Genomic DNA, 26,261 nt, shown 5'->3' with positions numbered 1-26,261 from the left:
CTCCATTTAATTATGTTTACCAACACTCTAGGCTATGTATTCACCTAGAAACGAATCGCACATTTCGGGTCGCTACAGCTTGCGATATTCAATAATATTTTTCTGGGTAATTAGCGCAGGATAAAGTTCTTGCTCTTTACACCAGGAGGTAAACTGGGCGGTACGATTGCGATAAGTTTTAATCGTATCAACACTGGCATTACCATCAGCAATAGTTAAGTTAAGATATCTCTCAAAACAGTCCCGCATCGCTTTGACTGTAGGCAAAGTAGAAACGGTAGCAGTAGAAGCGACTCTAGAATTAAATCGACGATCTTCTTTTGACCTTCGGATTGCCATAGTTTGATGTAGAAACTCTAATCGAATCTTACAGCAAAACGAGTTTTGGATCTGAGTCACGGATTATCAAGCTATGACACATCAAAATGATTAACGTGCATCATCATTTTGATATAAAATTAAAGTAATAAATAAATAAGCTCAAAATGAACATTGCTTTACTGCTAGAAGATTCAGATCTGAGTCCCACCCTACTCGAAGATCGTGGTGCCTATATTCAGGCTGTTCGTCAAGGAGTTCCTGGAAAAATTGTCGAGCAAGCAGTTAAAGCTTTAGGAGAGCGAGACCTATTTGTCCGTTTGTTGAGTACTAGTTCGAGCAACTTAAATCGTTTATATCACTCCAAACTACTGACAAAAGTTCAAAGTGAGGGAGTTTTAGATACTCTGAAAGTATTTAATGAAGCTATCAATGTTTTTGGCAATGAGAGTATAGCAAAAGAATGGTTGCACGCTAGTATTCCAGCTTTAGATGGAGAATTACCGATTAATTTATGCGACACCTTTGAAGGAAGAAGATTGGTTAGAGAATCTTTAGCCGCGATCGAGTATGGTGAATTTACGTAAGTGAAGCTGTTTAGAATTACCCGCATCAAATATTTAGAAAACTTTGCTGGTAAAGGAGGTTCCTTTTTAAATGGAGCGAGATGGAACACCTCGGGAATACCAGTACTTTATTTCGCTTCAACTCCCAGTGTAGCTCTTTTAGAAATGGCCAACTATCTACCAAATCCCAGACTAATACCAGCTGATTACAGATTAGGAATTTATCATCTACCAGATACCGTATCTAGTCAAACCCTAACGGTTGAGAATTTGCCCCAGATTGGAGTCGCTATCCCTATCCATCAAGTACTCAAAAAATAGGTAGCCAATGGCTAAATGAACGTAATAGTTTAATTTTGCTTGTGCCCAGCGTAGCTGTACCTGCTGGTCTAGAAAATATTGCGGTAATCAATCCCAGACATCCAGAAATCAAGGAGTTAAAGTTATCGTCTGTTGAATCAGCTTTATATAACGATCGCGCTTTCAAAGGAATAGGAGATTAAACTTAGTGCGTAGAATTGCTGTTATTCACACTAAAAGTTGTAGAATCGAGTCAAGAATCAATTGATTTTAAGGATAAAACAGATTGTATGTCTTATCACCACAAGAGTTACAGTTAAGGGATAAATTAGAGCATCAGGTACGGACGGGGTTCGTACTTCGAGGCCAGGCACTGAGGACGATTAAGCAGTTGAAATTATATCGCGATCGCTTTGATAATTTTGAATCTTATTGTGATGAAGTTTTTGGTTTCACGATGCTTTATATCGAGCGTTGTATGATTGCAGCCGAGACTTACTATCAGATAGAAGAATATTTAAAGACCCAGGGTCTTAATGACCCAAAACCAACTAAACAGAAGCAATTGCGACCAATTTTTCAAGCTCATTTAAGTCCAATTGAAGCTGGTGAAGTTTGGGTGATGGCAGTGGGGATTGCCTTGGGTCAAGTGCCTTCTTATTCAATGGTAAAAACAGCGGTCAAAACTTACCTGCATCAGAAATATCCGACCATTAATCCTTTTGTCCAGGGTCAAATATGTCGCATAACTTCGGGAGTGTCAGGGAAGCTCAATTGTTGGTGTGTAATATCATCCGTTAGAAAAGATAAATGTATAGTGGATACTTGGGACAGTCAATATGTAGTTTCAGTAGACGACTTATCACCCATGAAGTTTACCCGTGACCAATCAGAACAAATGCTGGATTTAGGTGGAAGAATGACTGCTCTATCAGAAGTAGGGGAATTGGATGAAGCAGCAAAATGGGTATTAAAGGGACTAGAAAAACTAAATCGTTCCCAACTCAATTCAATTGAGGAGAAGTTACTACAGGTTTTAGAAGATTTCTATATATCCCACGATGTAGAATAACTGCCAAATAACGATTATTTCCATTACTCCTTCATCTTTAGTATCCCGTCGGAAAATTATCTATGACAAAAAACTCTTTTACTATACGTCACCACAATTTTTTGGCAGAAATTGATGCTCGTATTTTTGGTAACCGAAAATTTATCCTGGCACAAATCCAAGCAGGATTTTGGAGTGATGTTCAGGCTACAGCTAAAAAGATGGCTGTTAAACTGCTAAAAGAGACTTGGAATTTACCCGACCTAGCTAAAGATAAAGCTTGCGTTAAAGAACTGACCACACAAATAGTCAATAGCTTAAGCGAACATTTAGAGCATCAAGAAGAGACTACTAATTTAACAGTTACCCATGCAATTAGTGAAGTAATACCAAAATGCGAGCCGCAACTAGAAGATTTAGCCAAACTACCTTCTGCTGCTGTAATGTTTTCTAGTATGGAAGCCTGTACCAGAAAAGATTTATGGCAAAAAGATACCGAGGGTACCGCCTATTTACAACACAAAGCAAAAACCAATCTCAAGAATTACATCGAGCATTACATTAGTACTCCTGGAGATATTACATTACTTCCTTGGGATGAAGCTCAACAAATCATCGATAAATTTGGCTTTACAACTGCCAAGCTCCACTTGATTTTTGCTGCTCATGCTATGACTCAACAAAAACCTTGGGAAAGTCAATTTAATCTTAAGGTTAGCGATATTATTAAGGAATTTGGTTGGGATAGGAATCATAAGAAATCCAAAACCGAAAAGCTGCGAGAAATTGCCACTACTGCCTTTGCTCTAGATTGTTTATTAGTAAAAGCAGTTTGGATTGAGGGTAAGAATTACAAAGGACAAATAATTGCTTCTGCACCAGTAGGAAGGATGTGGAATGTTTATGTAAAACCCATCGGTCAATACAACTTAGAAGGAAAAATAGACAATCCAGATGATGTTTACCTGACGGTACAACCTGGATTATGGACTAGAGATTTTTTAAATAAGGCTGGAGCAACATCTCGACAAGCTTTATATCAGTTTGGTTATCTGGCAAAACAAGTTCTAGCCATCGACCCTCATCATAACGAATTAGCTCTTAGGCTAGCAATACACCTGACCTTGGATAGTCGAGTTCGTAAAAATGGTAAATACAGGGTAGAAGAACTACTTGAAATTGCTCTTCCTAAACCAGCTATCTCTAAGGCTCGTAAAGATTATCGCAAAGCCTACGATCTCAAGCAATGCTGGGACAGTGCTTTAGTCCTATTGGGCAAATTAAATTGGCAAATTGAGTTTGATAGTCTAACTTACCCAGAAGAGTTAAGACCAGAATCGCTAGAAAAGAACCCCAGAGGATACCTAGATACTTTACTGAATGCCTATATATGTATTAAGCCTCCAAATCCCATTCCTGAACTTTTAGCTAGTAAAACCACTAGCAAAATCAAAGCATCACCATTAAAAACCCAAAAACTCAAACTGGCAACCAGTGGAAGCTTAACTGGCGACCAAGTGAGGGAAGTGAGAAAAATAAAAGGGTGGAGTCAGGCTAAACTTGCTGGTTTTTTGGGGGTTTCTCAAAAACTCATCTCTCTAATCGAGCGTGGTGAACGCCCTGTCACCACAAAATTAAACAAAAAAATTTGTCAGCTACTAGAAATCTGAGCTTCACTGACTCTTTTATAAGCTTCACATTCTGCCTAAAACTACTTACTCCCAAAAATAGCGGAGATATCAATACTTTGTCACCTAATGTGGAGATGTTCTATGTTCTAAATCTGACGGGGAGACAACCTCCAGAATCGATATAGAACAAGGGGTACGACAGGCGATCGTAATGCCGTAAAAATATCGGGGAAATTGACTTAATATTCAACAACAAAATTGGGGAAAGAGAGCTTCATAATTAAAATATTCTGGTTATTTTAATTATGAAGCTCTTGATGATTAAAAATAACTGTCTCATTAAATAAGAGACAGTTTAAACTAAAAAATGTTGCCTCAATTTTATCTTGATTATCTCAAAACCTATTTGCCTAAATCAGAATTCTTAATATTACAAATATTAGTTTGGCTACTTCAAGTTCATCGTCAAGTGAGAATTGAGAGACTCGCATCTAGTTTTCCTTATCCTATAAAATGTGAAAGCAGAAGAAAAAAGATACAAAGATTTTTAATTTCATCAAATTTGAGCTTGTCTCTTTTATGGTTTCCTTTGATTAAAAAGATAATTTTAACTCAATTTCAGCATGGCGATCGCTTAATCATAACTATCGATAGAACCCAATGGAAAGATAATAATATTTCAATGGTAAGTGTGATTTGGAACAAAAGAGCATGGCCAATTTATTGGTTACTTTTAGCCAAAAAAGGTAGCAGTAATTTCTACGAACAAGTTGCTACAATTAGACCGATACTGAAATTACTTAAAGATTATAAACTAGTCGTTATAGGTGATAGAGAATATCGTAGTACGGCTTTGGCTCTGTGGCTCACTAAAAAGAAAATAGATTTTATTCTTAGATTAAATAAGAACACCTTAATTAAACCCCGCTACAAAAAATATCAATCCTTGGATTCCTTAGATATTAAACCAGGGCAAAAAGCGATATATCAAGAAGTATTAGTTACAGAAGAAAATAAAAAAAATCGATTTAATGTCGTAGTTTATTGGCGAAGAAAGTATAAAAATAAACAATTGCCTAACCCCTGGTATTTACTCACTAATCTTGAAAATAAAGAGGAAGTTATCAAAATATTTGCCTCTCGTGGTGGGATAGAAGCAATGTTTCGTGATTGTAAATCAGGTGGCTATAATCTGGAAGGTTCTCAAGCCAATCCTCAACGACTAACTAATTTAATTTTATTGATAGCGATCGCTTACACGGCGAGTTGTTTAGTAGGTTTAAAAATTAGAAATACTGGACATACTGAGTATATTAATCGTCTCCAACTTGAAGGTAAAACTCGCCCCAGACATAGTTACTTTTGGACAGGATTATACGGTACGACATGGATACTATCTATGGATATATGCTGGGAATGGGTGGACAAATTAATGAGAACAGCTATCAATAAACTGCCATTTTATCAAAGGGGGTTGAGGGCGATGAAACATATACAGAGTATTGTTTAGCGGGGTTGTCACCCCGCCAGGTTCTAAATTTTTGTTTTAGAACACAAGCTGCTAAAAAGCTTTTCAAGCTTATTGTATATAGCTTATGGTTTTAGAACAAAAGTATCCACATCCCCCGATAAACTATATTTTTTGTTCTAAAAAAAAAACTTGAAAAAATTGGCTTTAAAAGCTAACGGTGTATAGTTTATAGCTTTAGAACAAAAGCATCCACATCCCCCGATGAAAGCATCCACATCCCCCGATGAAAACATCCACATCCCCCGATGAACTGTTTTTTAGTTTCCTGCTATATATAAGTTTCAGCGTTTTAGAACAGCCTTGAGTAATATATTGAGTATTTAGATCAGTTCTAAAAACCGAAACGTCAAAAACTGCTTAGATGGGTTGTCGCAATTCCTGCATTAAGACAACTGTGAAGCCAGATTTAGATCGAGACTCTCAAATTCAGAGGTCGCGTCATCCGAATTTATTTCGGATGCCTGAGACGACCGTTCCACACCACTTTGCTGAATGGCTCGATAGTGCCGTTGACCCAGACCTCATTAGGCTTAACGTATTAAGCCTCGAAGATACGAATCCTCTTGAATACCTGCTGTATGCCCTACCCGACAGCGAACGGCGTAACGATGGTCGCTTGCGAGATAAATGGCTTAAAAAATACGCCCACACCGAACATGGGGGCTGGTGGTGTAGTGGCATTGACCTTCTAACCCTTACTGCTGATAACTGGGGCTGTTTTAAACCTAACCAACCTCGGCAAAATAACAACGGCAAACCCATCAAGTACGAACATCCACCCAAAAGTGGCACTTCTATTTTTGCCCTGCGCCTACCGCCACACCTCTGGGATAAAATTGCTGCTCGCTACAGCCTCAAACGCTATCATTCTCCTCTGGCACTAAGACTTCAAGATAGACTCTGGCCAGTTAGCTTTTGGGAGTGGGTACTGGCTCATCCTGAAATTCCTCTAGTTATAACGGAAGGAGCTAAAAAAGCAGGAGTAATTCTAACGGCGGGTTATGTAGCTATTGCCCTTCCAGGAATCTTTAACGGCTACCGCCAACCCAAAGATGAATGGGGTCGAGCTACTGCCTTGCCTAGTTTGATTCCCCAGCTAGAAGTTTTGGCAGAAAGTGGGCGAGATATTTATTTTGCCTTTGACCAAGATACCAAACCCAAAACCATTGCTAATGTTAATACTGCCATTACTAAAACTGGGAAATTACTAGCCAAAAAAGGCTGTGGAGTCAAAGTAATTACTTGGTCGCAGCCAGAAAAAGGAGTAGATGACCTGATTGCGACTCACGGAGAAGATGCCTTTCACACCGCTTATAATGCCGCAGAAGACCTCGAAACCTGGCTGACTAGGCAAAGTACCCAATTGACCTATCCCGTGGCTTGTCGGCTAAATAAACGCTATTTGGGAGCATTTCTAGAAGATGGTGAGACTGAAGCAAATTTAGAAGACGTGAATACTGAGGGAGAAGTTTTACCAAAGTTAACTATGTCTTCCACTCCTGCCAGGCTAATTGGGCTTAAATCTCCTAAAGGTACGGGTAAAACCGAATGGTTAGCAGGGGAAGTCCAAAAAGCCATTTTTGTGGGACAGCCTGTAATTATTATTACCCATCGGGTTCAACTGGGGCAGGCTCTATGTCAGCGTTTTGGAGTTCCCTATGTGACGGAAATCAAAAATTCGGAAATCGGTACAACTTTAGGTTATGGTCTGTGTGTCGATAGCCTTCACCCCAATTCTACGGCACGTTTTCAGCCCGAAAACTGGAGTGATGCCTTAATTATCATTGATGAGTGCGAACAGGTCTTCTGGCATCTTTTAAACGCCAATACCGAAGTTCAAAAACAGCGGGTGGCGATTCTGAGAACTCTTAAAACTTTAATTCAAACTGCCCTAAGTGGATCTGGTAAAGTTTATCTCTCCGATGCCGATTTAAGCGATGTCAGTATCGATTATGTCAGATCTTTGGCGGGATTTCCGCTTACTCCCTGGATAGCGGTTAATGAATACCAAAATCCTGACGACTGCTGGGATATTTTTACCTACGAAGGTCATAATCCCAAGCAGCTAGTGGCAACTTTAATTGAGGACATAAAAGCTGGGGGGGTGCCGATGGTGTGCTGTTCGGCACAAAAACCCAATAGTAAATGGGGAACGCGCAATTTAGAAGCTCACTTGAAAAAACTGTTTCCCCAAAAAAACATACTGCGAATAGACTCGGAATCGGTGGCTAACCCCAATCATCCCGCTTATGGCTGTATCGCCCATCTCAACGAGATTCTGCCCCAGTACGATGTCGTGCTGGCATCTCCTAGCATCGAAACTGGAGTCAGTATCGATATCAGGGAACACTTTACAGGAGTGTGGGCTATTGCTTCGGGAGGAATGCCTACCAACTCAGTGCGTCAAGCCATTGCCAGAGTCAGAGATAACGTACCGCGACATATCTGGGCAGCAACTAGAGGGCTGGGCAGAATTGGTAACGGCAGTACCTCAGTTAAAAATCTGCTAGCTTCCCAACACAAACTAACCAAACTAAATATTAGACTGCTCGCCCAATCCCAGTTTGATGATGATATCGATTCTAACTTTCAACCAGAATCTCTCCGCACTTGGGCGAAGCTGGCAGCCCGCGTGAATCTAGGGATGGGTGCTTACCGAGAATCGATTATTGCCGAACTGAAAATAGAAGGACATCGGATTGTATCGGCAACTGCTCAAAATGATACCTCAGAAATTGAAACCGCCATTAAAACCACTAGAGACGAACAGTACCAACAGCACTGTGAAGCAGTTTCACTTGTTACCAATCCTACGGATGCTGAATATCAAAAGCTATTAGATAAACGCAATAAAACTGAAGCAGAACTATTAACAGAACGTCACGGTAGGTTAGCAAGGAGGTACGGTATTGAGGTGTCCCCCCCTCTAGTTAAAAAAGACGATCGGGGTTGGTATCTAGAATTAATGCTGCATTATTACCTAAGCGTTGGTAAACAGTTTTTAGCCGAACGAGATTTACGCCGTGCTAAGGCTCAATTAGAGTCAGGTAAAGGAGCTATTTTTCAACCCAGCTTTAATGATTCTCAACTAACGGCTAAGGTCAGGATCTTAGAAATCTTGGGGATCGAGAAGCTGTTTGACCCCGAAGCTAAATTTTGCGCTAGTTCTGAATTATTGGTTCAAATGGCAGAGCTAGCTAAACGAAATGCTTGGGAGATAAAAACTGTACTGGGTGTAACTATTAGCCAGAAAGATACGCCGATAGCCATTGCTCAGAAATTATTGAGGTTGTTGGGATTGAAAATGACGTATCTGGGTAGGTTTGGCAGTCGTCAAGCTAGGGAAAGGTATTACGGTAATGTCGCGATCGATGATGAGAGAATAAAGGTATTTGAGGGTTGGTTATCTAAAGACAGCAGTAGAAACGAGATGGTTTAAATCAATGGTGTCCACCTGTTTTAATAATAATAATTAATCTTCGCAGACTGGCATTTCCTGTCTCGCGTCACTACCCTTGTTAAGGTGAGCGTTTGTACTAATAAAATACTTTGGTATTCAACGAAATAATAGGGTTTTACCCACTTGGGGTTTGATATTTTCTGGAAGAAAATATCAAATGTTTCAAAAAGTAATTTGTATTTTTTAAATCGAATTTGGCAGGGAAGATTATGGTCGTTGGTATTAATAAGTGAAGCGATTCCTGCGGAAAGCTTCGCTAACGCGCCTGTGATAATGGGTTGGTTACTCAATCTCCAAAATCTTGTTTTAATTTATCTAAAACTTCTAATGCCTTTTCGGATGAACCTCTGCTTGCTCTAATTCTAAATCTTGTTTCAAGATCGTATTCAGTTAAAGCCATTGTGGCTAATTCTTCCAGTAACTTATTAACACTAATATTTCTAGACTTAGCCAACTCTTTAAGTCTTTGATGCTTCTCGTCTGGAATTCTCAAATGTAATGAACCCATAATCAAATAATCTCCTTTGGCTGTTTAATTTGTAATTGTGGAAATTTTAACTGCGATCTAGAGAAATCTTTAATATTATGTGTGACGAGTATTTTTGCATTACCTGCAATGGCTAGTTCTATTAGATAGTTATCATCTTCATCAACTAGATTAGGTCTCCATAAATAATAAATTTTTACTAACTCACAAGTACTTAAAAATCCATCAAATAATATATTTATTTCTTCATTAGAACGTTTACATAATCCAAGAATGGATGGTCTATTAATAATATCTTCATACTCAGTAAACAGAGTGTAATTAATTAAAGGCTGAAATTCTCTTGAAAAACATAATTCTAGTAATTTCCGATTAGCACTGTACTCTTTACCGATTAATGCGCCAATCACAACATTGGTATCTACAACTATTCTAATACTCACTTTGTATTTAAAAAATACCCATAATGGTACTGTATATAATACCATTTATTTAACCTATCCCTTGGTTATATGAGTTAAGAGTGCCAAGCTGAAACAGGGGTACCCGCGCCACTTATCTAGGCATAATACCCCCGATAGTAAGACTTGACAGGCAATTTCTTTCCTCGTTAGATTTTCTTTGAATTGAGGAAACAAAAAAGATTGATATCTACCAAACTTTTTAAACATGGGAAACCCAAACTTAAGAGCTTTGAATCGTTCCTAGGTATTATGCAGACGCTTAACGCAGCTGAGATCTAGCGTTCGACAACAGAACTCGGCTGAGTCTTCGATTGAGCCATCAAACTATCCTTACTGGCTAAACCAGCAAATAAGCTTCGATCTGTTTTTATTGGTTTAATCGTCTCGGAGGAAATCTGCTCTCGATTTCTCGCAGTAACCATCACTAAAGCTGCTCTGAGAAAATCAAGATCCTCTCTTCTCATTCCTCCCAAACACTTAGGATCGCTTTGCCATTTCTGACCGTCATAAACCGCCTGCATCTTCAGTTGAGAGCTAGCAATATCTACTACCGACAAGGATTTAGTCTCGCCTTGGTAAGCGATGACGATTTCTCCGTCGGTAAATTTTCTTTTGCCTGGAGAATTATTTAAAATCTCACGTAAGATTGGCACTGCCTCTAGGGTTAAAGCATCCTGAATTCTCGAACTCGAAGTAATCTTAGGCGCAATAGACTCGACCAGAGATTGCTGCAATATAGGAGGCTTTAAAAGCCAGGGAACGGCTGACTTAATTCCTCCTCCGTCTCCACCGAGATGATTAGACTGCGATTCTCCCCTCGATTGGTCAGGTCGATCGCGATCCCCTCGTCTACTAATTGCTGAATTTGGCGGCGCAAAATCTCCGATGGTTTGAGCATATTCTCGCTCTCGGATGAAGACTGATTGTCCTTGGGTGATGGTGAGTTTGGATTCATAATGTTTTGCTAAGTTAGATGCGACAGAGAGTTTTTCACAGGCGCGATCGCTAATAATTACTTTATTAAATTTGGGTGTGGGTATTATGGAAAATTGAGTAATCTCAAGTTCGCTCAGTTTAGCTCTTAAGGCATATTCATCAACGTGATTTGGAACATTGACCGAATACAAAGCATCCGAACCGTTAATATCCTCACGAAAGGCAACTACGGCGAGTTGCGATGTACTTTGACCGACTAAAGCAGCCCGATACTTAAGAGTATCTAGATCTGGAGAATCAGCAAAATTAGCAATCAAAGAATTTACGTTATTGATTTCTCCTAGCTGGTTACGCCAAACCTTAATCGTATCAAGCAATTTGGCTGAGGTATTGGAATTAATCAAAGTCTCGCTAACCTGAGATTTGAGTTGGGCTGAATTGACTCCATCCAAGTTGGGAACGTTAATCATCGCCACAATATTACTCTTCGCTACAGGTGCAGGTTTAACTACAGGCACCGCTTGAGAAAACGCTTGAGACTGCATACCAACAATCGGCGGCGAACTAAGTTTTGCTCTAGATTCGGCGGTAAGATTAATTGCCTCTGGCAAAGGAATAACAGTTTTATCCTTACCTAAGTCAGAACTACCACCATCAATACCATGAGTTGCCAGATGAGCCGCATAAGCCTCTTTCTGCTTGGCAGCAACCGACCAAAGATTGATACTCCAACGGCCAACACCAGGAATCGCTGCATGAGGATTTTTACAGTTAAATGCCATCATCGACCCAGAAGGAATCGAAAAATTAACCAGTTCTGCCTGAGCATCCTGCTCTTTAACCCAGCCCATACCAGGATAGGCTTGCTTCATCTGCCACTGAGTTTCTTGACCCTCTACAGTCTCAAGAGAAATAGTTCGAGCTTCAAAATCAGCGTAAGAATCATCGCGATGCAAATTGATTCCCGCACTCTGCTCGTCCCCAGAATAAGTAATTAAAGCCATATCTGCATCAGGGTAAATACGCTTACAAAACTCCCAAAGTCGAGCATTCCAAGTACCAGAGGATTCAAACTGCTTGTCTTTGAGATTCCACTGAGTACCCAGCCAGAAATTTTGACGGCATGCGGCGTATTGAGAAACATCAGTATTTAATTCTTGCTTCATCCCTTCTAAATGCTCTAATAAAGCAGTCTGAGTTGGCTTATCTAAAACACCAATCTGCTGAATTGATTTAGCAATCGTGGCTTGAGAAGATAGAAGATTTGCCTGGGGCGGTCTGTTATCAACAATTTCAGTTAAAGATGCATTAAGAACGATCTCTTTTCCGTCTTCAAAATCATAAATTTTGCCATTAACAAAATCCCCCAAAGGTTCATAGGTCATACCCCATACTTCATTATTCGCTGCTACTTTGGAGGCAAACAGCTTAGGCAAAACTTCAGGTGCATGTTTCTCAACCTCAGCCCATTGAGCCTGATAATTAGGGTCGGCAATCATCTGGTTCGTAATTCTTTGCTGCTTACCAACGCGAAAAAGAATTTCTCGGTTAGTTTTATTGTCATAAGCGATCGCCAAATCTCCCTCTTTAAACCCCCAGGCTTTGTAAGGTTCAAAATTTCTGGTAGTATGTACCCTGCCATGCCCACGCATAGCGTCAAAGCAAGTATTTACGGATAAAGGATTAGATCTACCTTCGAGCATTAAAGGATAAGACATCGAAACCTTTTTACCGACTATGTTTAATGCAGGAGATTGAATAGAAGCAGCGCGAGGAAGCGTTGCGCGGGTTCCCCGCGTTGAGCTTACCGAGTAAGAAGCGCGAGAACGCTCAACGCTTGTCGCCTCAACATAGTTGCGACCCGAATCAGCAAGTTTGTAACCCTGAGACTCTAGATACCGTTGAACCAATAAATCCGTACCTTTGGCAGAACCTACCACAATTTTTGCCTTGGCTGCGATCGCCTTATCGATTAAAGGTCGATATTGATTGTCAAATACCTCAGCCAAGCGTTCTGGAGTTGTACGCCAAGGACCATTGCCCGAAATCATCACTACATCATTAGCAGTATAGCTGCCAGTATTGGCGCGATCGCCCCAAGCTTGTAAATATTTTTCCGTAGAGGATTTGCCGTCAAAATTTACAGGCATTCCGATAAACTGAGTTGCAACGTCAGCCATAGCTAGATCTTTAACCATATGAGTAGCTAAAGCAGCATTTTTAGGTTGGATATTTGCTAGAGGATTAGATTTAGCCTCTTTATTATTAACTAAGCGATCTGTTGGTTGAACTTCTATCGCAGGAGTAGAAATCTGCTTTTTATGACCAGATTTTAGAGTAATAATTTTTTTCGGGAAACTCTCCTGAGATTTGGTTTCCATTAATTGAGTCTGCTTCATTCCAGCAGCAATAATGCCCACTAGAGGCGTATCTTTACCCTGCCCCGTCCAAAATTCATTGCCCTCAAGCTGATGAGAACAGGTATAAAGCCACTTATAGCCACCGCGCGAGCGAATACCATCAACAATTTGCGGATGCTGAGATAATTTAGCAAACATTAGCTCTTTGACTAATCCATAAGTTTTGGACTGAGGAATATTATCTCGATTCACAATCTCACTATAGGCATGTTGTACCGAAGGATATTTAATACCTTCATAGCTAACTGGATGCTCAAGATCTGGGTTTTGATAATCGTACGGATTATTTAAGCTCAAACCAAATTTATCCGCACCACCTATTACTATTGGTGGTGCAATATTTTTATCCAACTTCTCAGGCAATGGTATCGTTACCTCTGGTCGATTGACCAGTAATTTACTGGCTATAGATGCATTACTATCAGCATAAACTACTACAGGCGTAATGCCCGAATCAATCAAGCGTTTGGCATTCTCACGATGAAATTCATAGTTCGGTTGTCCTAGAACAGACTTAAGTTCTTCGCCAAACCTAGCATCAGTAGCCGCCTGGACGTGCTGATAAACCAGTTCTCCTTCTGCTGTAATTATGCCAGAGGTTAACTGCTTGAGTTGAATATGATTCTCACTCCTAAAAGCAGCTTGAAGAATTTGTTGGTCTGATAAACCAGGATCGAGTTTTAAATTTTGCTGTAGCCATAGATAATCAAAGCGATCTAGCTTAATTTGATTAATCTGTGACTCAGTTGGTGTAAAATTAATCACCTCAAGTAATTTGCTCGATACTGTAGTCATTAAACCTTTTCCACCAGCTTGGCTATAGATCGAAGGTAAAAATAGTCTTTCACTACCAGAAGGTTGAGCCTCAAATTCAACTACATCTGGATAGTTATTTTTCAGTTGAGTTTGATAGGCAACTGCTGCATTAAGATCTGACGGTGCAGAAAGATCGTAAATCTCTTGGAGATTAAACTCCTGCTTAAGTTGAGCTATTTCGACCATCTTCATCGCCTTAATCGGCTTAGAATACACGGTAAAGCCTTTAACAGTCTCCAATTCAATTGAAGGAGCGCCATCGCTAATTTGAGAAATATCCCTAAAGCGAGGAGCATCATCAGCAATGGATTGAGCAGAACTCTCATCCACCACCAGATCCAAGCTCAAAGCCGATTCAATTTCTCCTGCATCATTTAAATAGTCCCTCGAACGAATTACCCCAAAGTTTTGATACTGCTGCTGGCGAGCTAGAAAATAGTCAGTAGTAGGGTTGACTTCCTTTACCTCGATTTTAGCCGTCTCTAATTTAGCTACAGCAGGATCGTCTTGATAACTAATTGATTCAGGCTCGATCTTCAAGGTAAGCACCGACAGGCGGGAATTGACCTTGGCTTTGAAAATCTGACGATCTAAACCCATTGCCTTAAGTTGGTCAAGTGATTTACGATGAGAACCTTGGTTGCCGTAGTTAAATTCGCCAATAGCGACCCGTTTACCCTGACGATAAGCATAAAGCTGCATCTGAGGTCGATTAGTTTTAAAACTAACCTGGGCAGATACCTGCTTATCTAAAACAGGTTGCTGGAAACTCTTACTCAAGTTTGTCAGTTCGAGAGTTTTCCCGTTAGTCGCCACTGCCTTGATTTTTTGATAATATCCCTTACCCACCGTAGTCAAAGTCAGATCTAATGCCTGCCCCTCAACAAGAAGCTGGTTATCCTCAAGATAAGCCACACTTTCTTGCTTAAGATTGCCCACAATTTCCCCATCAATTTTGATTACAGGAGTTTTTGAAGGCGATCCCATCGCTGTTTCTAACTCTAATTCTTCATCGCGAAACACCGTACCAGCAGTCTCAAACTTGGACATGCCCCCTACCGTAAGCTGTTCCCCATCAGGTAAAGTTATATCAGCCACTGATGGTGCTAGATATTCAGCCTGTACCATCGCCCTCGCTCCCGGTCTTAGTTGAAAAGAATCAGGGGAGATTATCCCAAGCTCAATCAATTCCCCAACTTCATTAACCCGCATCACTACAGGTTGCCCAGCCTCATTAACAGCAATTTGAATCTGCATGGAGTTAGCAATCTCACTGCCATTCAAGTTGCCAACTTTAATCTCTTGAAACTGCATAGACTCAATCTGAGTGGCAAGCTCTGAACCAAAAATTTGAAACATCAGTCCCAAACGATTGGACTGGCTAGTAGAATTGGTTAAATAGTTATAGGTAGCCGCTGCATAATTATTTACCTGTTCATCAGGAATCCGAGCGCGAAACTCCCAGGCTAATCGATAAGCTCGTTGAGAATAAGAATCAGCCAAATGAACTGCCGAGCTTGAAGTAAAATCAAGATCAGATATATTATCAAGCTCTAGTTCAGCTAAGAGATCGAGGTCTAGTCTTTTAACACAGGCGTTACAAACAGTTCCAAGTGACTGCCAATCCTGCCCTATGCTATAAAGAGCTACAAGCTGATGAGGACTATCGGCTTTAGTGTTTGGCTCAAATTTAATTTTGACATTTCCTTGAGTAAACTCTTTACTCAAAGAAGCAACGCTATGATCGCAAGCCATGATATTTGTGATTTCAAAACTTCTGCCCGAACCATCGTTAAAAATCATTGATGGACCTTGATCGATACGTGATTTTTGCCGAATAGTTGAAGATAGAGAAGTTAGTTTGTCGTATTCATTGCTAAGTGAGGCAACTTCTTGATTAATAAATTCATCCTCAACGTTAGGAAATAACCCCTGTATTTGTTTATAGGAAGTGAATGGTGCCTGATAAGCCACCAAGTTTTGATTGACGTTTTGCACCAATAAAGATCTATTAGTCACAGAATCTTTAACCTGGGGAATCTGAGATAGATAAGTCTCGTTATCTGAAAGAGCTTTTTTCAGACCATCATCGAGAATGCGAAAGCGCCCTGCGATACCCTCTACCAAATCCCGATCGATCGGACGTTGGCTTTTGAACGTATCAACGGCAATTTGGTTCTGTTGAGCTACCGCATCAGTAAGGTTTAATAAAAGTCCTTTCCAGGTATCAAATAGACGTTGCGCTACTATAGGTTCTACTTCACCACCGCCATAGACCTGAAGCAGTGCCCTATCTAAACCATAAGCATCAAACTGCCGCACCAAAGCTTCATCAATTAATCTTTCCCCCGTACTAGAAATATTGTAATAGCGAAAAGTTGAAGGCAGATTAGCAGCTTCTGCCGCTTTAATCTCCGCTGCGGTGGGATTTGCCATCATATAGTAAAAGCTAGGAGCAAGCTGCTTGATGTGAGCAAGCTGCTGTTCGCTCGTGCCAGAGCGCTGTACTCGATCTGCCGCTACAGCTAAACTCTGTAAATTTTCAGCTAGATTCGCTGTTTTCCCTAAGATATAGGGATCTGCCTTATCTGCTAAAAGCCAGGATAATTCCTGTCCCGTTACCTCGATCTTGTCTAGTTTGGCGGTATAGCTGTCAGAACCATTAATCCGCGCCTCAATTCCCGCATAAATTGCTGGATACTGCTGCTGGGAGAGAATAGCAATATTATCCCCATCAAAATCTCCTTTGATAATGGCGGTAAAGCTATTCTGGCGAATTTGTTCTAGATGAGGTAGCTCACTCTGATTATTATTAATCAAAGCGTTATAGCCTTCACGCCAAAAATTTAATCGAAGAGCCAATTCTTCTCGCTGCTCCCCTACAACTTCAGCCAGAACAACATCTTTGTAGTCATTGCTATTAAAAGGATTAAGTCTATTAATGGCCTGAGTATCAATTCCCGCAGTAGCAAGCTTATCTGTATTTTGAGAAATAAACGAACGAGTTTGATATAGTAACTGTTCATAAGCTTGAGGAGAACAAATAATCGCCCCTTTTAACGGCATCCCAGCATCATTATTGATATCGTCAATCAGCTTATTTTCAACTAAGGCAATATCCTGTAACTTAATAATCGGCGATCTTATTGCTGCTACTTTAGCCCCATCAGGCAAACCAGGCACACAAATCTGATTGTTGGTCAGTTGACTGGAACAAAAAATCATCCCACCATTGGCTTTAACAAAAGATAGCTGGGCTGCTTTTCTCGCCCGTGATGCATAAAATTTTTCTTTATCTTGAGCAAAAATAGGACTATTAATTAACTGCTGATGTCCCGATTCATAGTCTTTTCTAAAGGTAATATATTTCCAATCACCGCACTGCTCCCAGCGATCGGGGTCAAAATCAATTCGCTCATCGGGGTTGTCAGGATTAGGCATGAAAACAGGCTCAAGAGACTTCATGAACTCTTGGTTGAGACTATCAGAATTGGCAAAAATCTCGTTTAGTTCCTCTATTGCTACCGCTTGCTGTTTCAAAACAGAGGTAAAGCTATCTCCATCTAGCTTTTCTAAGACCGAACGCAGAGTTATCTTAGTTTCTCTTGACTTATTGTGATGGGACAAATGAACTTTTGATGTATGAATTCCTGGCGGCAAATTCTGACTTGACACCCCCTTTAATGAAGAAGTTGGCACAATTAGGTCAAGACCTTCAAATTCACGGCGATCGCTCAAAGCAAATTTTTCTAAAGTGTTGTTGAGTGACGGAGCTAAAGTTCCTTTGGCAAACCAGCCATTAGCAGGATCGGCCGAAATCATCCGATACTGCATTAAGTTTAGGGGCGAACCAATCGCCGTTGCCAGTTCCAGGCTCATCTTGCCGTGAGAATCGCCTAAAATCTGAGCAGCAATTTCACCCGATATGCCCTCAACTCCTGAAATTCCCCGCTTGTCATCAACTACCCAAATCTTTAAATCCTTGGTATGAGCTGAAACGTTCTCATTGGTTAAATATCGCTGATATGGATAATCCTTGACTAAATCTAAATAAGGCTGGAGCAGTTCCTTATATTCTGCTGGACCATAAACACCTCGACTACCTTTGGCTAAAAGCAGCACATTTTTATCTGGTTCTGGATGATTGTTGGCGACCATCCCTCCATCCATACCCATCTCAATCGTCGCCATCGACAGTCGCTCCTTGGCTGATTCTGGCAAAATAAATTCCAGCAAAGAATTCTCAACATCCTCTGTCAATACAGATTGAGGATCTTGAGGGTCAGTCAAAATATATTTTTGAGTGTAAAGATCGAAGAGTTTATATCGATAAGGTTGCCCAGGCATAAGCTTAAAAGTAAATCTAGTTAACGTGGACTCTTCTGGTGTAACCTACTCGTATTATATTTTTTTGTGACTTAGATCTTACTTCATGAAAAATATAAAAAGAAAATTAGCTACGTTTAATTCTTAATATTTGATTCATATAAGGTTTTTGATTATTTCCTGATATTGATCGAGCAAGAAAATCTCTATTCAAAGAGACTTTCTTTTTGTTTTCTTTACTAAAATCGCTGCCAATTTGATTGAATCTTTGTAATTTATCCGTAATAATAATTAAGTAATTATCCAGAGATCTATGCAAAAATTTAAACAACTTTTTACTAGTGAACCCATTGAACAGATCCTAAACTGGAGCTTTTCAATTCTCTGCGCAATCTTTTCAATAATATTTTTCATTCTGACGATTACTAACGTTTATATCGCAATATCTCAGGCGATTATCTTTGCAATTTCTGGAGTTCTTTTTTGTCCCAAGGTTAAAACTCCTTTAGCGGTAAAAGTAGTACTAGGAATACTTTTAGTATTTGCCACATAGTTAACTTTTTTTCTAGGATTTAAATCTGCGTTTTTTTCTCGCCTTCTCTGCTTGAGCAACTTTTAAATTTCTCTTTTCGCGAGCAGCATCATAGGTAAATAGTCCTGCTTTAGCCAAATAGCTCTCACGGTATTTACGAGCCACCATTCCTTGAACCGAACTTGAAGTCCAGGCTCGATCTGTTGGCAAATTAGCAAAATTTTTCAGAGGTTCGAGATAGCGATGCGACCCCGCGTTATGCGTAGCGGTATCCTTTAGGACGCCGTCAGGCGCAAGGGAACGCGCATCAAGATAGCGATCGCAACCAAGCTTACTCAACACCAAAGCAATTAAGCGACAGCAGCTTTCAGGATGCCGTACCACCTGATATTCGCTAAAGCGAATCACAATCCAACCGAGCTTACACAAATAGTTATTGCGATTGCGGTCTTTATCATCATCCTGACAGTGATGAGGTGCTTTGGACTTACCCTCATAGGGTTCATCAATCTCAATGTCGATCGCATAACCCCCAGGAACGATCAAGCTAAAATCTGTCGTATAGCCAATTGCATCGTTAAGAGCAAAATAATCGCTATTCAGTTCGCAATCAGCAAAATATCGCTGGAGATAGGTAAAAAAATAAGCCTCACTAACTCCTTTTTGAGCCTCGGTCTTGGCAATACCGCGATTTACCTTTAACTTAGGAGTGGAAGTTTTGGATTTATTTCTCTCTCTTGATGAAAGTTTTAGTCGAGGATTTACTTTTAGATGATTATCGCGAAGTAAGTCAGGAAGCTGCTGATAATAATCTTGATTAGCTGCTAAGTTATCCTGCCAGTATTTTCGAGCTAGTTCTTGTCGATCGTCTTGCTGGGCTTGTTCTAAATAGTTCGCTCCGTAATTTAGAGCCAAAATTAAGCCAGTTTTTAAACACAGCAAAATTATCCCTGGCATCAAATCAATTACCTCTGCCCCTGCCAACAGTTCTCCAATCAACAATACGCTAACTGTCCCCGTGAAAAACCAGCCCAAATAGCGAATAACGCTAACCGCTTCTTTGAGCTTAACTAGCTTGATTTTGCTTCTAACAGGAGGATTAAACTTAGGTTGAGTCGCTAATTTTTGAGGAAACCTCGGCAGCGAACTACGTCCGTGCTGAAGTTTATTGACAGCAGGCTTATTCGGTGTAGCCTTAGCCTCTAAATTCGCTTTAACCCCATCAGGTAAAAAAATCAGTGGATAAGTAGGCAAAAAAGACATTTATACAAGCCAAATACAGTACCCTTTAAATATCTAATAGGTAGCTCAAATCAACTGTGATATCGTCCAATCAATTAGTCCGTACCAAAGCCATATCGATCTAAAATTTCAAAAAACTTCTGGCGGTCATAACTAAGCAAATTTCCCAAATTATTCTCCCTCAAACGATAACTTCCACGATCGAATAAGCCACAGCAAAGCTGTGTGTTATCATGGCGGGACAGATAATAAATCCCGTCAACCTGCTGAGGATGAGAATAAATCGCTTCACACCAAAGACGAGGCAAGCGGTACTCCCGACCTGAAGATAATTCCGAATCAACTCCCAATTTAGCTAGTCCTGCACCATAAAGCTGTAGCAGTTTCAAAGGGCGATCGCTTTCGATGGCAAATAAAGAACGAGTTTTAATCATATCGCGAGAAACAAACCTCTGACCTAAATTGCGACCAAAAGTTTCAATAAAGGCAGCTTCTATAGTTTTACCCAAATATAAAACCCCTAACTGACCTTTAATATCAAATCGCCCGCATCCGCTAGCATCATAGTAAATTGCTGAAGCATAACCCGCTGGATTAAGCCGATAAAATAAACCACTTTCTAAAGTAACAGGTAACACCTGTCGCTCGAAATCAAGTGGCGGCTCTGGATGAGAATTAGCCAATCTGAACTCCGTAAACTTTTGCCATCACTAACACTGCTTCTAATTGATTGGACTGCAACAGTTCCACAGGACTTTTTTCTGCCAAACGAGGATCGGGAGTTACTAAAAATCGTAGCTTATCCCAATCAGGAACTAAACCCTGATTTAATACCAAAAGAACTCGATCGAGTCCTGGTAAAATCCCATCTCGGTCAAACTGCCAAGCAGGATATATATATTCTTTGTTACCAAAGCTCAAGCCTAGTAGCTTCTTACCTCTACGTTTTTTCGATACCATCTGAGGAGTAATCTTAAGGTACTCTGCTACCACATCACTAGTCCAAGGCAGTCCCTGATACTTCAACATTTGCTCTCTCGCTTTTAAACCTCTAAGCTTGGCTTTTAATTCCAGATCGGGTTCAATAGTTGCGGCAAACATATCTGATGTCAACAGTTCATCTACCAAGGCAGATATAGAATCGTTTCCACCTTTAATTAACTTAGTTTTACTGCCTTTACTAGCTCCTACTACGGGACGAAAACCTTTAGCTCTCACATCTCGAAGATATCGGACAAAAATCGCCACATCCCTAGACTCCTCTGGCGATAAGCTATCAAGCAATTCTGATTCTGTCATGGCTAATAATTTAAATTATTAGCCATATTCTAACAAGTTTTTTATATGGATCAACTAGAGAAACCTTGACTAAAAACGCTGTTCTGGAGGATCGACAAACAAAACGCAAAAACCCTTGGTAGCTTTACGATTGCCAAAGTTAAGCGACACCTTCAACGCCTGAGCATCCTCTTTACAAGCTTTGCCAAGATAACCACTGTTATATTCACCAATACGTCGAAGCTGTTTGCCCTCGTTGCTTTGGGCCCAATCTAGTGCTTCAAGCTGCTCGACAGTTAATTTCCCAGATCCCACTAAAGCACGGGTAGATAGCTTGTTAAAATGCAGCGTACCAAACACTCCCAAACCAAAAGATAAAACCAGCATTCCAAAGGCTGGACCAATAGTTTTGGCGATCGCATTGACGTTGCCGTAAAACTTACGCTCAGATACATTATTTATAATCTTCTCAGCACCAGCCGCAACCAAAGCCAAGTATTCGGCATTAGCCAGATCGAATCGCTGTTGAGTATCCGCATCCTCACCAAAATATTCCTTAAATAAAGACTCCAATTCATCCAAAAACTCTTCCCCAAAAGAAATAAGCGAAAGAGGGAGATTGACCATCAGTTGCTCAAGCTCGGAAATGCACAATAGCAGCAAAAAAATCGGGTCATCTGCCTTAATCTTGTATTGCAGCATGATGGTTAGAATTTTGCTGGTATAAATCGTCGATTTATCTTTGAGCAAATGCTCTAGCATATTTAACCCGTCTTTATAGGAAGCTGGAATATTTAGTTGCTGCTGCTCAATTGCTTCTGGTACATCACCTGGAATATCATCTACCTCTTGATGTCTACTCATTGTGTCGCCTCTTGCTGAGAAATATTGAGCGCAATAAATGCCCGATCAAATCTTTCAAAAGAGAGATCTAAAAGCTTTTTGACGGCTTGACGTGCAACGATATTTAATTCTTTGCTGTCTTTAGCAGCAGCAAATGTTAAGTTATGATCGAGAATAATCTTATATCTAGTAGGAGAAAAGGCTGGTAAATCTAGACAAATAATCGAATCTGCTTGTAAGATTTCCCTTAGATTTTTATGCTGCTGAATAATTCTCTCCCAATTTTCTTCTAAGCCATAGTTTTTGACAAAAACATGTTGAAAAGTTTCACAGTTTTTAAATTTATTAACATATTTAATAAATTCATCAATACTAGAGTGTTCGCCATTTGAAACAAACCAATTGATAATTTTTGTATTATTTTCTTTTGCCAGATCGATTAAACCATTATCAGTAATCCAGGGATTAAATAGATGCTTAATATTGCTAGGAAGATTACAAATTACATTTTGCGCCAGTGCTGATTCAAAGATTTCATCAACTTCATCTTGATTGTATTTATTATCAGTGAACTGCAAAAAATATTCATCATTTGTCTTGTCTCCCTTTTTCTTTTTAGCATATATATCAGGAGCATAAACTTTCCCTACATCAAGGCTTCCTGCATCCAAATCATATAGTTTGTATGTCCAAGTTTTGTAGAGATAATATTCAATTAACATTTTAATAAAAAATGTTTTTCCTACTCCACCTTTTTGTCCGTTGCCAAAATGTAAAATCATAATTCTAATAAATAAATAAAAAATTTAAGTAGATAAAACCTCGATTGCGAGACGGCGCGGTCTTGGGGCGGCGGCTTTTGGGACAGAATCTTCTGACCCAAAACGCGCCTTCTTTGCCCAAGTGGAGCGATATCCGAAGGTGTATACCATATGCGAAGCGGTATCCTAAAGGACAAGGGTACAATGTCCTTTAGGACTGTCGAGAGGGATGGTCGGGTTTCCCGACCATCCCTCTCGGTCAAATTCCACCATCGCTAAAGTCATCATCAACAAAATCATCACCCCCACCAGAAAAATTAGCCGTAGCTAACCCAATAGCATCAGCCTCTTGCTTAACTTGAAATAAATTCTGGGGTTCACCGCTTTGATCGTCCAAATCTAGAGCATTAAGAGTGGGTTTTACCTCCAGGAGGAACTGACGATAAAGCTTAAGCTGCTTTTCTAAATCATAAATGGCGTTATAAAGCTCCCATTCCTGCTGGGGAGTTAAGGATTGACCTGATTGTAAATACGCTTCTGGCAGGAAAAAACTCACCAATCCTCGTTCAATTTGCGATCGCTTGCTGTGGGAAGATTTATTGAAGTAATCCAGGATAACCGCAAAAGACGAATCAGCTTCAATCAGCCAATCACAGGTAAATTTCTTAGAACTCATCAATCTACTCCCGCACGGACGTATCGAGCTGCCGAGGTTTCCTTATCCGAAGGTGTATCCTTTAGGACGGCAGTCTCGTCCTCCACAGCCAAAGCTTTTGTATATAGACCATAGCCAGACTGCCGATTACAGATAAATTCCAAAAAACACCAGCAGTCGATAAAGCGAAAATCTAAACCTGACTGTTCTTTTTCAGCCACAGCACTTTTCAACAGTTCAGGTGGCACAACAGCACCAGCATTCCACGAGATTCGCTCTACGCGATCTTTAAAGTATTCTGCTAGAGGTTCTTTGAGATATTCTGTCGTCCCACCGTAGAAAATAAGATCGTCTAGGCAATCTGCTCCTACTAGCTTGAACCAGTTAATAAGCTGACTCCAATACATTGTCTGGCTTTTAGCAATTGATTCACTAAAAGCCTCTTCTCGGCGCTCTTTACCAATTTTAGCCAGATATTTTCTGATTATCCGAGAATTGATCTCATATCCAGCCCTAGCAACAATAGTGGCAAGTTCAACCTCATCGACGGTAGAACCAATAAGCTCTTTTGTTCTTTGAATAAGAGAATGAAAACCCAAATTACTGGTAATGCGATCGCCATCGCTAATGGTGCCATCGGTGCAGATTAATAAATTGGAGTTGCGAAACCCAATACCTAAAATTCCAGCACTTCGTTGAGCAAGATGAGATTTCTCGTCTTGCTTATAGTTCAAAAATACTCCCCCACCTTCAGGCTTAATTACGAGATTGCCAAAAAGTCTAACGCTCATCTTCCCTGTCGGAGTAGAGAAACCTTTTAAAGCTGGAACAAGTAAATCTATCAGTTCCTGTCGATCGAGCGCCGAACATTCTCCTGCTGGTAGAAGAACCCCCAGGCGAACATAGAAACTCGAACCTAAATTTAGCTTTTGCTGAAGAACCCATAAAAGAGCAAGAATTTTCGGCACTGCCAAATCGGTTTTGGATAGAGCAAGATTTATTTGCGAAGAAAAATTATCTCTAGCAAATTTGCCCACAGCATAGGATAATCCATCTTTAACTCCAACCCACACCATTGATTCAGGGTTGGCATCACCCCAAAACCCCGATTGGACATCTTTTAGTATTGCTTGAGGAATCTCACTGACTTCACTAGCCAAAGCTAACAAACAGTATTGACCGTCAGCAGTAGCTGCCGCAACTTTAGTCAGAGATCCGCCAAGATCGACACTTATAACTAAATCTGGTACTTCAGGTTTACCCATCGCCACAAATATAAATAGATTATGTACTCAATTTAATTTGTGTAATGACATATATGTGTGATCCTAATGCGATTAGCTATACGTTTTCTGTATTTTATGTGTTTTCTATTTGGAATGACTATACTTCCCAACGAAGTTCATTTTTATCACTGTTTCTGGTTGCTAGAACCAAACTACAAACCCCATAGTCAAGCTGCTAAACTGTTTCCCCAAATTCAAGTAGCCAACCAGCAAGTACCAGAAAACCATCTGCCACTTAATTTCCAACATCCATATTTTCATTAAAACAAGAACAGGTCTAGGACTGACCATCACAAGAATTGGTACTTGGTAATTAATTCTCCAGCAGCATTAGAGTCAGGCAGGATTTGCCTGTTTTGCCTTTGATTTTCTAAATCACGCTTGAGCATTTCAGTTTTAAACTGTTCCAACCGTAGTTCTAGGTCGCTTTTATAAGCATTCAACTCGGTCTGATGCAGAAGCAACAAATGCTTTAGTCCGATCGGCAATCAAAGATATCTTGTCTGCATTATTATCTGCTTCAACAGATTTATTCGAGTCCATAACTACTGCTCCATCAATTCTTGTAAAGTACTGTTTGCCTGCTCAAGCATCATCGGTAACTCTTGATCGCGATCGCTAACAATCGGTAGATAAATCCCAATCGTCCGACCATTATTAGTAACGGCAATTGGTTCTTGAGCATTCAAATGCTCTGATAGCTTGGCTTAATTAACGGCGACCACTACTCATTCACTCGCGACGAAATCTAATCGCCAAAAAAATCAAATCAAAGAAATAAGAAATGCTTCGCATCTTAAATAAAAATAATCAATCTTAGGATTAAAACCATGTCACAACTAACAGCAACTCAAGTATCTGAAACTACTAAAGCGCAGACTCTAAATCAGTTTTCCCTCACTGGGAGACTTGGTGCAGATGCTGAAGTCTTCCACTTTGAAAGTGGTTGTGTAGTCAAAGTAACTATAGCAGTCAATGAACCCAAGCAACAAAAAGCAAGCTGGTATGCCGCAACTATCTGGAATCCCAGTGAAAAGCAAATCAATCGCCTAGTCAAAGGAACTAAAATTACCCTAACTGGTGAAATGAGACTTGACACCTGGACAGATAAAGTCACAGGAGAACAGCACAGCAAGCTAAAGCTACACGTTAATGACCGCTTTGCTATGGAGTTCCATACACTCCAGACCAAATCTGCACCAAAACCTGTTACTGCACCAGTAGCATCTGAAATAGTCCAAGCAGAAGTAGTATCCGACCAAGATTGGGATCAAATTGCTTTCTAGCAAGAACATACAAGAGAGTGTACCTAAAGAGGTATGCTCTCATTTTTTGCACCAAACGACTAATCCAAAGCA

General features: G+C 40.2%; 21 protein-coding genes and 1 pseudogene. 9 read left to right on the top strand and 13 right to left on the bottom strand.

Going from position 1 to position 26,261, the window contains the following annotated elements; translation table 11 throughout:
• Positions 1-72: 72 nt before the first annotated feature.
• Complete coding sequence (locus tag C7B62_RS05085) at positions 73-339, bottom strand: hypothetical protein (RefSeq protein ID WP_106233537.1); 267 nt, start codon at positions 337-339, stop codon at positions 73-75.
• Between the two features lie 146 nt (positions 340-485).
• Between C7B62_RS05085 and C7B62_RS05080 the strand changes: the two genes are divergently transcribed.
• From C7B62_RS05080 to C7B62_RS05055, 7 genes are all read left to right on the top strand, one after another.
• Positions 486-905 (top strand): antitoxin Xre/MbcA/ParS toxin-binding domain-containing protein, encoded by a 420-nt coding sequence (locus C7B62_RS05080; protein WP_106233536.1) that lies wholly within the window; start codon positions 486-488, stop codon positions 903-905.
• Positions 906-1,205 carry an RES family NAD+ phosphorylase gene (locus C7B62_RS26810; protein ID WP_199194072.1) on the top strand — a complete coding sequence of 100 codons (300 nt, stop codon included), beginning with the start codon at positions 906-908 and terminating at the stop codon, positions 1,203-1,205. It abuts the gene before it with no gap.
• On the top strand, positions 1,202-1,387 hold the full coding sequence (locus tag C7B62_RS26805) for a hypothetical protein (RefSeq protein ID WP_199194074.1): 186 nt from the start codon (positions 1,202-1,204) through the stop codon (positions 1,385-1,387). The genes C7B62_RS26810 and C7B62_RS26805 overlap by 4 nt, the downstream gene beginning before the upstream one ends.
• Positions 1,388-1,470: 83 nt before the next feature.
• Positions 1,471-2,256 (top strand): hypothetical protein, encoded by a 786-nt coding sequence (locus tag C7B62_RS05070; protein ID WP_146132047.1) that lies wholly within the window; start codon positions 1,471-1,473, stop codon positions 2,254-2,256.
• 62 nt (positions 2,257-2,318) lie between these two features.
• Positions 2,319-3,905 carry a helix-turn-helix transcriptional regulator gene (locus C7B62_RS05065; RefSeq protein ID WP_106233534.1) on the top strand — a complete coding sequence of 529 codons (1,587 nt, stop codon included), beginning with the start codon at positions 2,319-2,321 and terminating at the stop codon, positions 3,903-3,905.
• 328 nt (positions 3,906-4,233) lie between these two features.
• Complete coding sequence (locus C7B62_RS05060; protein WP_106233533.1) at positions 4,234-5,376, top strand: IS4 family transposase; 1,143 nt, start codon at positions 4,234-4,236, stop codon at positions 5,374-5,376.
• Between the two features lie 415 nt (positions 5,377-5,791).
• Complete coding sequence (locus tag C7B62_RS05055; RefSeq protein WP_158260630.1) at positions 5,792-8,836, top strand: plasmid replication protein, CyRepA1 family; 3,045 nt, start codon at positions 5,792-5,794, stop codon at positions 8,834-8,836.
• Between the two features lie 307 nt (positions 8,837-9,143).
• Here C7B62_RS05055 and C7B62_RS05050 read toward each other — a convergent pair whose 3' ends face one another.
• The 11 genes and pseudogenes from C7B62_RS05050 to C7B62_RS04995 all read right to left on the bottom strand — a co-directional run bounded on the left by C7B62_RS05050 (position 9,144) and on the right by C7B62_RS04995 (position 24,888).
• Positions 9,144-9,365, bottom strand: a complete 222-nt coding sequence (locus C7B62_RS05050; RefSeq protein WP_106233531.1) for a toxin-antitoxin system HicB family antitoxin — start codon at positions 9,363-9,365, stop codon at positions 9,144-9,146.
• Between the two features lie 2 nt (positions 9,366-9,367).
• On the bottom strand, positions 9,368-9,832 hold the full coding sequence (locus C7B62_RS05045) for a putative toxin-antitoxin system toxin component, PIN family (RefSeq protein WP_199194071.1): 465 nt from the start codon (positions 9,830-9,832) through the stop codon (positions 9,368-9,370).
• Positions 9,833-9,958: 126 nt separating this feature from the next.
• Positions 9,959-10,072: pseudogene (locus C7B62_RS27065) on the bottom strand (RNA-guided endonuclease TnpB family protein); the annotation flags it as partial.
• An 11-nt stretch (positions 10,073-10,083) separates the two neighbouring features.
• Positions 10,084-18,327: a hypothetical protein gene (locus tag C7B62_RS05040; RefSeq protein WP_106233530.1), complete on the bottom strand. Its 8,244-nt coding sequence runs from the start codon at positions 18,325-18,327 to the stop codon at positions 10,084-10,086.
• Between the two features lie 544 nt (positions 18,328-18,871).
• Positions 18,872-20,101, bottom strand: coding sequence for a DUF559 domain-containing protein (locus C7B62_RS05025; protein WP_106233527.1), 1,230 nt, complete (start codon positions 20,099-20,101; stop codon positions 18,872-18,874).
• 74 nt (positions 20,102-20,175) lie between these two features.
• Positions 20,176-20,763 carry an RES family NAD+ phosphorylase gene (locus C7B62_RS05020; protein ID WP_106233526.1) on the bottom strand — a complete coding sequence of 196 codons (588 nt, stop codon included), beginning with the start codon at positions 20,761-20,763 and terminating at the stop codon, positions 20,176-20,178.
• A complete protein-coding gene (locus tag C7B62_RS05015) occupies positions 20,756-21,379 on the bottom strand; it encodes a hypothetical protein (protein WP_106233525.1) in 624 nt (207 codons plus the stop codon). The genes C7B62_RS05020 and C7B62_RS05015 overlap by 8 nt, the downstream gene beginning before the upstream one ends.
• Before the next feature lie 69 nt (positions 21,380-21,448).
• Positions 21,449-22,222 (bottom strand): DUF6753 family protein, encoded by a 774-nt coding sequence (locus C7B62_RS05010; RefSeq protein ID WP_106233524.1) that lies wholly within the window; start codon positions 22,220-22,222, stop codon positions 21,449-21,451.
• Positions 22,219-22,983 (bottom strand): hypothetical protein, encoded by a 765-nt coding sequence (locus tag C7B62_RS05005; RefSeq protein WP_106233523.1) that lies wholly within the window; start codon positions 22,981-22,983, stop codon positions 22,219-22,221. Before C7B62_RS05005 ends, C7B62_RS05010 begins: the two co-directional genes overlap by 4 nt.
• 238 nt (positions 22,984-23,221) lie before the next feature.
• Positions 23,222-23,638, bottom strand: a complete 417-nt coding sequence (locus C7B62_RS05000) for a hypothetical protein (protein ID WP_106233522.1) — start codon at positions 23,636-23,638, stop codon at positions 23,222-23,224.
• Positions 23,638-24,888 (bottom strand): ParM/StbA family protein, encoded by a 1,251-nt coding sequence (locus tag C7B62_RS04995; protein ID WP_146132046.1) that lies wholly within the window; start codon positions 24,886-24,888, stop codon positions 23,638-23,640. Before C7B62_RS04995 ends, C7B62_RS05000 begins: the two co-directional genes overlap by 1 nt.
• 108 nt (positions 24,889-24,996) lie before the next feature.
• Here C7B62_RS04995 and C7B62_RS25595 point away from each other — a divergent pair, with 108 nt between their 5' ends.
• Positions 24,997-25,167, top strand: coding sequence for a hypothetical protein (locus C7B62_RS25595; RefSeq protein ID WP_158260629.1), 171 nt, complete (start codon positions 24,997-24,999; stop codon positions 25,165-25,167).
• 281 nt (positions 25,168-25,448) lie between these two features.
• On the opposite strand, the gene C7B62_RS25590 is transcribed toward C7B62_RS25595, so the two are convergent.
• Positions 25,449-25,592, bottom strand: coding sequence for a hypothetical protein (locus tag C7B62_RS25590; protein WP_158260628.1), 144 nt, complete (start codon positions 25,590-25,592; stop codon positions 25,449-25,451).
• Between the two features lie 141 nt (positions 25,593-25,733).
• Between C7B62_RS25590 and C7B62_RS04990 the strand changes: the two genes are divergently transcribed.
• Positions 25,734-26,189, top strand: a complete 456-nt coding sequence (locus tag C7B62_RS04990; protein WP_106233520.1) for a single-stranded DNA-binding protein — start codon at positions 25,734-25,736, stop codon at positions 26,187-26,189.
• Positions 26,190-26,261: the final 72 nt, after the last annotated feature.

This window comes from Pleurocapsa sp. CCALA 161, from assembly GCF_003003995.1.
Taxonomy (GTDB): Bacteria; Cyanobacteriota; Cyanobacteriia; order Cyanobacteriales; family Xenococcaceae; genus Waterburya.
Note: the sequence above shows the minus strand (reverse complement) of the source record. Positions and strands in the feature narration are given on the sequence as shown.

Excerpts from the sequence above, each read along its gene's own strand:
- C7B62_RS05040 (WP_106233530.1), bottom strand. The coding sequence starts at position 18,327 with ATGCCTGGGCAACCTTATCGATATAAACTCTTCGATCTTTACACTCAA.
- C7B62_RS05065 (WP_106233534.1), top strand. The coding sequence starts at position 2,319 with ATGACAAAAAACTCTTTTACTATACGTCACCACAATTTTTTGGCAGAA.
- C7B62_RS05080 (WP_106233536.1), top strand. The coding sequence starts at position 486 with ATGAACATTGCTTTACTGCTAGAAGATTCAGATCTGAGTCCCACCCTA.
- C7B62_RS05010 (WP_106233524.1), bottom strand. The coding sequence starts at position 22,222 with ATGAGTAGACATCAAGAGGTAGATGATATTCCAGGTGATGTACCAGAA.
- C7B62_RS25595 (WP_158260629.1), top strand. The coding sequence starts at position 24,997 with ATGACTATACTTCCCAACGAAGTTCATTTTTATCACTGTTTCTGGTTG.
- C7B62_RS05050 (WP_106233531.1), bottom strand. The coding sequence starts at position 9,365 with ATGGGTTCATTACATTTGAGAATTCCAGACGAGAAGCATCAAAGACTT.
- C7B62_RS04990 (WP_106233520.1), top strand. The coding sequence starts at position 25,734 with ATGTCACAACTAACAGCAACTCAAGTATCTGAAACTACTAAAGCGCAG.
- C7B62_RS05000 (WP_106233522.1), bottom strand. The coding sequence starts at position 23,638 with ATGAGTTCTAAGAAATTTACCTGTGATTGGCTGATTGAAGCTGATTCG.
- C7B62_RS05060 (WP_106233533.1), top strand. The coding sequence starts at position 4,234 with ATGTTGCCTCAATTTTATCTTGATTATCTCAAAACCTATTTGCCTAAA.
- C7B62_RS05045 (WP_199194071.1), bottom strand. The coding sequence starts at position 9,832 with ATGGTATTATATACAGTACCATTATGGGTATTTTTTAAATACAAAGTG.
- C7B62_RS05005 (WP_106233523.1), bottom strand. The coding sequence starts at position 22,983 with ATGATTTTACATTTTGGCAACGGACAAAAAGGTGGAGTAGGAAAAACA.
- C7B62_RS05015 (WP_106233525.1), bottom strand. The coding sequence starts at position 21,379 with ATGACAGAATCAGAATTGCTTGATAGCTTATCGCCAGAGGAGTCTAGG.
- C7B62_RS05085 (WP_106233537.1), bottom strand. The coding sequence starts at position 339 with ATGGCAATCCGAAGGTCAAAAGAAGATCGTCGATTTAATTCTAGAGTC.
- C7B62_RS05025 (WP_106233527.1), bottom strand. The coding sequence starts at position 20,101 with ATGTCTTTTTTGCCTACTTATCCACTGATTTTTTTACCTGATGGGGTT.